1 protein-coding gene and 1 pseudogene are annotated in these 1,555 nt (G+C 66.4%); one reads left to right on the forward strand and one right to left on the reverse strand.

Annotated elements, in window-relative coordinates; all coding sequences use genetic code 11:
* Positions 1 to 364: 364 nt before the first annotated feature.
* On the reverse strand, positions 365 to 745 hold the full coding sequence (locus EAO77_RS38210) for a hypothetical protein (RefSeq protein ID WP_147992851.1): 381 nt from the start codon (positions 743 to 745) through the stop codon (positions 365 to 367).
* 455 nt (positions 746 to 1,200) lie between these two features.
* On the opposite strand from EAO77_RS38210, the pseudogene EAO77_RS38215 reads away from it, so the two are divergent.
* Positions 1,201 to 1,555, forward strand: a pseudogene (locus tag EAO77_RS38215) (hypothetical protein); the annotation flags it as partial.

The raw sequence follows: 1,555 nt of genomic DNA on the forward strand, positions 1-1,555 counted from the left end.
GTGTTTCGGGTGGGCTGGCACGGGATGCCGCGGGTGGGGGTGACATTTGCGGAGGATTCCGTCGCTCGGGCGCGCGGAAGGTGACATGCACTGGTGAGCTGAGGCACTATGTACCCGTCTTCCTTTGGAAGGTGACAAGCCGAGAGCCGGAGACGGCCCTTGGTGCAGGTGGTTCGGGAGAACCTGTTAGATCGCTCGACCTGATCGGCCCCGGTCGCCAAACCGGATCCGGAAGTCGGGCCTTAGCTCGGATCGCCAAATCCGAGCCGTAGGAAGTGGCCGCGCACGGTGCGCCAACACCAGCGGCCGGCGGTAGAGGATGAGCCCCCGCCAAGGGGCCCAGGACCTCCCGCCCAGGAAGTCGCTACGTCACTTGATCCCCCTCAACGGGTCGGGTCTGTCCTGCCGTCCAGCCGTAGCCTTCGGCAAGGTGCTCAACGACGGGACACACCTCGTGGTCGTAGAACCGGGCGTACTCGTCCAGGTCACCGTCGTAGTCGTAAGCGGGGCAACCGTGGCCCCGGCCGCCGTGCAGTGCGATGAGCTTCCGGTCAGCTGCGCAGCGGCGCAGGACCGAGGTCGGCCCTGCGCAGTCGCAGAGGGTTGCCTGGTGCAGAACTGAGACGTCGATGAGGCTGGTCGCGTGAACATCGCACTCAAGGTCGTGCCAGTGGTTGGCGCCCGCCTCGGCCTGATAGATGGCGCGCTCCAGGAAGGCGACGATGCTGTCGCCCTGGGCGGTCATGCGGCTGTGTGGGTCGAAGTGGCGGGGTTCGGCTGCGACAGCGGTGTGATGTTCACGCTGGAGTCCGAAGTCCACCTGTCTGCCGGGGGGCCGCCCCGGGTATCCTTCGCCATGTCGGCACCTTCGTGGAGTTGAGTGTCGGCCCGGCCCCGCTCCCGGTGTTACCAGCACCAGGACTACAGCGGGGCCGTTCCTCTTGGTTGTCGCCCCAGCCGGCCGTCTCGTGTGAGTGGTCGTCTGGCGCTAGGCGCAGCCTACCCGTTGGTGAATCCACTTGTCTGCTCCCTTGCGAGATCGTGTCGCATAGTCGGACTGGTCATCAGATCAGCAGGTCATCGCGCAAGTTCTGGCCTTGGCTTCTGTCCTACACTTTTCCGACGTTAATAACGTGATCATGCTCAGGCTGCTGCCAGAGGCACAGGAGCCTGCAGCAACAGCCGGGAAGGGCTGTCGGTTTGGGGCAGGTCGATGACCTGCCCAGGCTGGTCGGGTTCGGGGGTGGTGCGGCGTTCGGCGCGGCCGGCAGCGGCGGCGGCGGTGCAGTCGGGGCAGCGGCACTGGTGGTGGTTGTAGCGGTATTCGCCGTGGGGCAGCTGGTTGATGCGGGCCTGTTTTCCGGCTTTGCGGGCTTGGGTGACGGCGGTGGCGAAGGCGGGGTCGGCGCGTCCGAGCGGACCGTGCAGTACCACCTCGACATGCTCCGCGAGACCGGACTCCTCGCCTACCGCAGCAAAGGCACCCGACTGTCCGGACGCGTGCGGCAGGCCTCGCACTTCGAGCGCATCATCCCCACGGCATTCGACACCACCC

Source organism: Streptomyces sp. T39, from assembly GCF_008042045.1.
In the GTDB taxonomy this organism is placed as follows: domain Bacteria; phylum Actinomycetota; class Actinomycetes; order Streptomycetales; family Streptomycetaceae; genus Streptomyces.

What these genes read in the sequence shown, in the direction of transcription:
- EAO77_RS38210 (WP_147992851.1), bottom strand. Translation starts at nt 745, where the DNA reads ATGACCGCCCAGGGCGACAGCATCGTCGCCTTCCTGGAGCGCGCCATC.